Raw genomic sequence first — 6,655 nt, 5'->3', positions numbered from 1 at the left:
CAAACCGGATGAGAGTCGGGAGCTGCACCTCTGCAACAGCCCCTTGACGGCGGCAGGTTGCCGCTTCAAATTGAATCTGAATTCAAATTCAATTCGGGCAATGCTCATGGCAGGCATGCAGTCGCGGCAGCCACGCAAATCCGGCAAGCGCGAAGCGATCCTCGCGGCCGCCCGTCAGATCGTCTCGGAAGTCGGCTTCCATGAGACCTCGATCGCGGCCGTGGCCTCTGCCGCCGGCGTCTCGACAGGCAGCGTCTATTCCTATTACGCCTCGAAGGCCGAACTGATGGCCGAGATCGTCGCGGCTGTGTCGTCGCGCGAACTTGCCGTGTTGCGCGAGATCGCGGCAAGCGATGCGCCCGTTGAGGAGCGCCTCGTCGCGGCCGTCGAAGCTTTCGCGCGCCGCGCCTTCGCCAGCCGCCGCCTGGCGTGGTCGATGATCGCCGAGCCCGCCGACCCGGCCGTCGATGCGACGCGACTGGATTATCGCCGCGAGATCGCCGGCATTTTCCGCGCGCTCGTCGTCGAAGGCGAAGCGCAGGGCGGCTTCCGCCCGGTCGATCCCGATGCAGCCGCCGCGATGATCGTCGGCGGCTTCATGGAGGCTCTGATCGGCCCGCTCTCGCCGGATCGCCCGATCACGGCCGAGCGCGGGCGGCAGATCGCCGCCGCACTTGCCGATCTCGCTCTCGCCGCACTGATCGCCCGCGAAGGACAGGCTGCATGACCACGCTCGATGCCTATGGCTACGATACGCACGAGGTGCTGAACCAGGCCCCGGCGCTTGCCGATTACGACGCCTTTGCCGCGGACCCCACGCTCGGTCGCATCCTCGATGCGTTCGGTGCCGGCTGGTTCCGGGAGCAGGCGAGCGTGGTCGGGGGCCATGTCGGCTCGCAACGCGTGCAGGATCTGGCGCGGCAGGCCAACCGCAGCCTGCCGGAGCTGCGCACCCATGATCGCTGGGGCCGTCGCGTCGACCAGATCGAGTTCCACCCGGCCTGGCACGAACTGATGGGGCTCGCGATGCGCGACGAGTTCCACTCGCTGTGCTGGACCGGGCCGCGGCCAGGCGCGCAGGTGGCGCGTGCGGCGGTCTCCTATCTCTGGAACCAGGGCGAGAACGGCATCTGCTGCCCGCTCGGCATGACCTATTCGGCGATCCCCGTGCTGCAGCGCGATCCGGCGCGCTGGGCAGAGTACGGCCGGCTGATCACCTCCACCGACTATGATGGGCGCCCGCTGCCGGCGGCACAGAAGCGCGGTGGCACGGTCGGTATGGCGATGACCGAGAAGCAGGGCGGCTCCGACCTGCGCCAGACCCAGACGCTGGCGGTTCGCAATGGCGACGGCACCTATACACTCACCGGCCATAAATGGTTCTTCTCCGTCCCGCATTCCGACGTGTTCCTGACGCTGGCGCGGACGGAGGAGGGCGTCTCCTGCTTCGTCGTGCCGGGCTGGCTGGCGGATGGCTCGCGCAACCGGCTGCAGATCCAGCGGCTCAAGGACAAGTGCGGCAACAAGTCGAACGCCTCCTCGGAGGTCGAATTCCGCGGCGTCGTCGCCCACCTCATCGGCGAGCCCGGCCATGGCATTCGCGCCGGGCTCGAGATGAACCACTATACGCGGCTCGATTTCGCGGTCGGCTCGGCCGGGTTGATGCGCCATGCCGTGGCGCAGGCGGCGCATCACACCGCACATCGCCGTGCCTTCCAGAAGGCGCTGATCGACCAGCCGATCATGGCGAATGTCATCGCCGACCTGGCGCTGGAAGCCGAAGCGTCCGCTTGGCTCGCCTTCCGCTTCGTCCAGGCGCTCGACCGGGAAGGGCAGAGCGAGGCGGAGAAGCTGATCGGCCGCATCGGAGCGCCGATCGCCAAGTACTGGAACTGCAAGCGCGCCACGCCGGTCGTGGTCGAGGCCCTGGAATGCCATGGCGGCAACGGCTTCATCGAGGATCACCTCATGGCGCGGCTCTATCGGGAGGCGCCGCTCAACGGCATCTGGGAGGGTACGGGCAACGTCGTCTGCCTCGACGTCCTCCGCTCGATCCGCCGCTATCCGGACTGCGTGCCGGCCCTGCTCGACGAACTGCGTGCGGCGCGCGGCAACGACCCGCGCTACGATGCCTTTCTCGTCGAGCTCGAGGCGGATCTCGTCGATGTACTGAGGCACGAGCATCTGGCGCGCCGCTTCGTCGAGCGCATGGCGCTGGCGCTCTCGGCTTCGCTGCTGATCCGCCACGCGCCGCATGCGGTCGCCGATGCCTATGTCGCCTCGCGCCTGGCGGGCGGCTGGTCGGGCCATTTCGGCTCGCTGCCGCAGGGGGCGGATCTGCAGGCGATCGCGCGGCGCGCCGTGCCGGTTCCGAACTGAGGCTCAGGGCAGCGCGGCGGCCGCCAGCACCGCAGCCAGCGCCCAGAGCAGGCCGCAGGAGCGCTTGTAGAGCGCGAGCGCGCGGCGGATGTCGGCGGCATTGGCTTCCGCCCGGCCGTCGCCCATCCAGTGGTCCTCGACGCGGGTCTCGCCGTAGACGCGCGGGCCGGCGAGGCGCAGCCCCAGCGCCCCGGCCATCGCCGACTCCGGCCAGCCGGCATTGGGCGAACGGTGCTTGCCCGCATCGCGCCGCAGGGCGCGCCAGGCACAGCCTGCATCCGCGGACCGGTCGAACGCCGCGGAGGCGACCAGGAGCAGTGCGGTCAGGCGCGAGGCCGGCAGGTTGACGAGGTCGTCGAGCCGGGCCGAGGCCCAGCCGAAGGCGAGATGGCGCGGCGTGCGATGCCCGATCATCGAATCCGCCGTATTGATCGCCTTGTAGGCGGCGATGCCCGGCAGCCCGCCGCAGCCGAGCCAGAAGGCGGGCGCCACGATCCCGTCCGAGAAGTTCTCGGCGAGGCTCTCGATGGCGGCGCGCGCCACACCTCCCTCGTCCAGCGTCTGAGGGTTGCGGCCGACGATCATCGAGACGGCCTTCCGCCCGCCGTCGAGCCCGTCCCGCTCCAGCCCCTCGGCGACGCGGGCGACGTGCTCGTACAGGCTGCGCTGCGCGATCAGCGTCGACGCGACCAGCGCGAGGGGAACAAGGCCGAGCGGCCCGAAATGCAGGCACAGTCGCTGAATCAGGGCGGACAGTGAGATCGTCACGACGAGCAGGACGGCCAGCGCCAGGACGCCCATCGCCTTGCGCGTGACGAACGAGGAGGCCTCGCGGTTCAGCGCGCGATCGAGCATGCCGATCAGGCGCCCGATCCAGGTGACGGGATGGCCGATTGCGGCATAGAAGCGCTGCGGATAGCCGATGGCTGCCTCGATCGCGAGCGCGAGGACGAGCAGCGGCAGGCTGGCGGAGAGGTTCATGCGAGGCGGGCGTGCGGTTGGGAGCTGGAGACGTGGCTGAGGACGGCATCTGGCATGGCGGCGATCTCGCCACGGCCCGCGCGCTCTTTCCGGAGGCGCCGCAGCCCTGGGTCGATCTCTCCACCGGGATCAATCCGATCCCCTATCCGCTTCCGCAGCTGCCGTTAAGCCTTTGGACGCGCCTGCCCGGCGCCGATGACGAGGCGGCCCTGGTCGCGGCGGCACGGGCCGCCTATCGCGTGCCCGATCACGCCCGCATCGTCGCGGCGCCGGGAACCCAGATCCTCATCGAGTTGCTGCCGCGCCTTGCGCCGGCAGGGCCCGTCGCGATTCTCGGCCCCACCTATGCCGAGCACGGCCATGCCTGGCGCAAGGCCGGTCTTGCCGTGACGGAGGCCGCCGTGCCTGACGCGGAGGCGGCGACCATCGTCGTGGTCAATCCCAACAACCCGGACGGGCGGCTGTTCTCGCGGTCCGAGCTCGCGGAACTGGCGCAGCGTTGCGCGGCGCGCGGCGGGCTCCTCGTTGTCGACGAGGCCTTCATCGACTTCGCCCCGGCGGAGAGCATCGTGCCTGATCTGCAGCCCGGGGCCGTCGTGCTGCGCTCCTTCGGCAAAACCTACGGGCTGGCGGGCCTGCGGCTTGGCTTCGCGATCGGAGCCGCCGGGCAGATGGACCGGCTGAGGGCGGCGCTCGGCCCCTGGTCTGTCGCCGGCCCCGCTCTGCATGTCGGCGCGCAAGCCCTCACGGACGCCGCCTGGTTGGCACGGGCCGGCGAGGAGCGGGCACGCGATGCCGCCCGCCTCGATGCGCTGCTTGCGCCGCATGGCCGCGTCGTCGGCGGCACTAGCCTGTTCCGCCTGCTCGAGACGCCGTCGGCGCCGGCGCTCTTCGCCCGCCTTGGGCGCCACGGAATCTATGTGCGTCGCTTCCAGAACGCGCCGGCCCGGCTGCGCTTTGGCCTGCCGGGCGACGAGGCCGCCTGGGCGCGCCTGCGGGCGGCGCTGGCCGCGGATGCGCCGGAGGCATCGCTGCCAGCGTGAAGCTCGCATGCGGTGGCTGCGGGGACAGGCGCCGGCGGGCCGGTTAACGTCCACCGAAAAGGATTCGGGGAGAAAACACGCATGGCATTCCTGCCGCCGGAAGGCGAACTGACGATCGGCTTCGCCCACGCTGCCTATCAGCTGGGCGACGAGTTCGCGACACGCGGCCGGAAAGCCCGGAGTTTCGAGGTCCGCAGCCTCGACGAATTGCGCGAGCGGGCACCCGAGGCGGACGTGCTCGTCGTCTCCGGACTGTGGCGCAACGAGCTGCTGCCGGCCCTGCCGAAGCTGCGCTTCATCCAGTCGATCAGCGCCGGCACCGACCAGTTCGACAAGGCGGCGATCGCCGCGGCCGGCATACGCCTCGCCAGCGCCCAGGGCGGCAACGAGCGGGCGGTGGCCGAGCATGCGATGTCGCTGATCCTCGGGCTCACCCGCCAGATCCATTTCGCCCGCGACAACCAGGCGAAGCCGTACTGGCGCCCGATGATCGGCGACCGGGCCCGCCGCGAGGACGAGCTCGGCGGCAAGACGCTGGTCGTGGTCGGGCTCGGCCGCATCGGCCAGCGGCTGGCGAAGCTCGCGGGCGCCTTCGACATGCGCGTCGTCGGCGTGCGTCGCAATCCGGAGGCGCATCCGCATGTCGATGCGATCGTCGGGCCGGACCGTCTCGCCGAGGCGGTGGCGGATGCCGATTTCGTCGCGCTGACGTGTCCGCTGACGCCCGCGACCGAAGGGCTGATCGACACCCGCATCCTCGCGGCGATGAAACCCTCCGCCTACCTGATCAACGTCGCGCGCGGCCGCGTCGTCGATGAGGCCGCGCTGATCGCCGCCCTCGAAGCCGGCCGCATCGCCGGCGCCGGACTCGATTGCGTGCATGAGGAGCCGCTGCCGGCCTCCTCGCCGCTCTGGCGGATGCCGCAGGTCATCGTCACCCCGCACAGCGCCGGCGAGACCCGTGCCTATGAAGGCAATGTGGTCGACATCCTCATCGACAATCTCGATCGCATCGGCCGGGGCGAGGCAGCCCTGCGCAACCAGATCGTCTGATCCGGGAACAGGTGGTGGCGATGTCATGGCCCAGGCTCGGGCGGCCCGGCGGGTCGTCCCTCATCCTCGCTTTGGGCGTGACGCAGGTCTTCGGCTACGGCGCGCTCTACTATGCCTTCACGGTGCTGGCGCCGCGGATGACCGCGAGCTTCGGCTGGACCCCGGAATGGACCTATGGCGGCTTCGCCATCGGCCTGTTCCTCGGCGGCGCCGTTGCGCCGATCACCGGCAGTCTGATCGACCGCTACGGCACGCGGCTGGTGATGACGACCGGCTCCGCGCTCGCGGGCCTCGCTTTGCTGGCGCTCGCCGAGGCGCGAGGGCTCGTCAGCTACGTCCTGGCGATGGTCGCGCTGCAGGCCGTCACCACGGCTGTCTTCTACGACGCAGCCTTCGCGGCGCTGACCCAGGCGCGCGGCAGCCAGGCGCGCCGCGCCATCAGCCAGCTCACCCTGATCGGCGGCTTCGCCTCGACCCTGTTCTGGCCGCTGACCTCGAGCCTGCTTGCCATTCTCGACTGGCGCGGCGTCTACCGGCTCTACGGCGTTGCGCAAATCCTGGTCTGCATGCCCCTGCATCTCGCCTTCCTGCCGGGGCGCGTGAAGCGCCCGGTGGTCGCTGCGGCGGTCCCCGCCGCGTCGCCGGCTACGCCGGAACCGGAGATGGTCTATCTCACGGGCGATGCCCGGCGGCGCGCCTTCCTGCTGCTGGCACTGGCCTTTTCGCTGCAGGGCTTCGTCGTCTCGGCCATGGCCGTCCACATGCTGGCGCTGCTGCAGGGCTTCGGCCTCAGTGCCGCCGTCGCGGTCGGTATCGGCGCGATGCTCGGGCCGTCGCAGGTGGCGGGGCGCCTGGCGGAGATGCTGTTCGGACGTTCCGTCTCGCCGATCACCACCGCCTGGGTCTCCGCCTGGCTGATGCCGCTCGGCCTGCTCCTGCTGCTGCTCGGCGGCTCGCTGGCGGTGGTCGCGGGGCTCTTCGCCATTGCCTTCGGCATCAGCATGGGGCTGAGCTCGATCGTGCGCGGCACCGTGCCGTTGCAGCTCTTCGGGCCGCTGGGCTTCGGTGCGACGATGGGCAAGCTCTCTGCCCCCGGCCTCGTCATCAAGGCCGCGGCGCCGCTCGCCTTCGCCGTCGCGCTGGAGCGCGGCGGCGTCGCGGTCTCGACGCTTGTCCTGATCGTCTTCTCGTCGCTGGCC

Annotated in this window: 6 protein-coding genes; 5 read left to right on the top strand and 1 reads right to left on the bottom strand. The window is 70.5% G+C overall.

Features of this window, described 5'->3' with window-relative positions:
• Window positions 1-106: 106 nt before the first annotated feature.
• Both ACIPIA_RS08065 and ACIPIA_RS08060 read left to right on the top strand, forming a co-directional pair.
• Window positions 107-727 (top strand): TetR/AcrR family transcriptional regulator, encoded by a 621-nt coding sequence (locus ACIPIA_RS08065; protein ID WP_400508360.1) that lies wholly within the window; start codon window positions 107-109, stop codon window positions 725-727.
• The gene (locus ACIPIA_RS08060; protein ID WP_400508358.1) at window positions 724-2,379 is read left to right on the top strand and encodes an acyl-CoA dehydrogenase family protein; all 1,656 of its coding nucleotides are present in this window, start codon (window positions 724-726) and stop codon (window positions 2,377-2,379) included. The genes ACIPIA_RS08065 and ACIPIA_RS08060 overlap by 4 nt, the downstream gene beginning before the upstream one ends.
• Before the next feature lie 3 nt (window positions 2,380-2,382).
• Here the strand turns inward: ACIPIA_RS08060 and cbiB are convergent, their stop codons facing one another.
• The gene (gene cbiB, locus ACIPIA_RS08055; protein ID WP_400508357.1) at window positions 2,383-3,360 is read right to left on the bottom strand and encodes an adenosylcobinamide-phosphate synthase CbiB; all 978 of its coding nucleotides are present in this window, start codon (window positions 3,358-3,360) and stop codon (window positions 2,383-2,385) included.
• Between the two features lie 32 nt (window positions 3,361-3,392).
• On the opposite strand from cbiB, the gene cobD reads away from it, so the two are divergent.
• From cobD to ACIPIA_RS08040, 3 genes are all read left to right on the top strand, one after another.
• On the top strand, window positions 3,393-4,403 hold the full coding sequence (gene cobD, locus ACIPIA_RS08050; protein ID WP_400508356.1) for a threonine-phosphate decarboxylase CobD: 1,011 nt from the start codon (window positions 3,393-3,395) through the stop codon (window positions 4,401-4,403).
• Window positions 4,404-4,484: 81 nt separating this feature from the next.
• A complete protein-coding gene (locus ACIPIA_RS08045; protein WP_400508354.1) occupies window positions 4,485-5,456 on the top strand; it encodes a D-2-hydroxyacid dehydrogenase in 972 nt (323 codons plus the stop codon).
• Window positions 5,457-5,476: 20 nt separating this feature from the next.
• Window positions 5,477-6,655: MFS transporter (locus ACIPIA_RS08040; protein WP_400508352.1), on the top strand; the 1,179-nt coding region annotated here is incomplete at its 3' end.

The sequence above is a fragment of the Allobosea sp. CER48 genome (assembly GCF_044752385.1).
GTDB lineage: Bacteria > Pseudomonadota > Alphaproteobacteria > Rhizobiales > Beijerinckiaceae > Allobosea.
The sequence above is the reverse complement of the archived record's forward strand: the minus strand, read 5'-3'. Positions and strand labels throughout refer to the sequence as shown.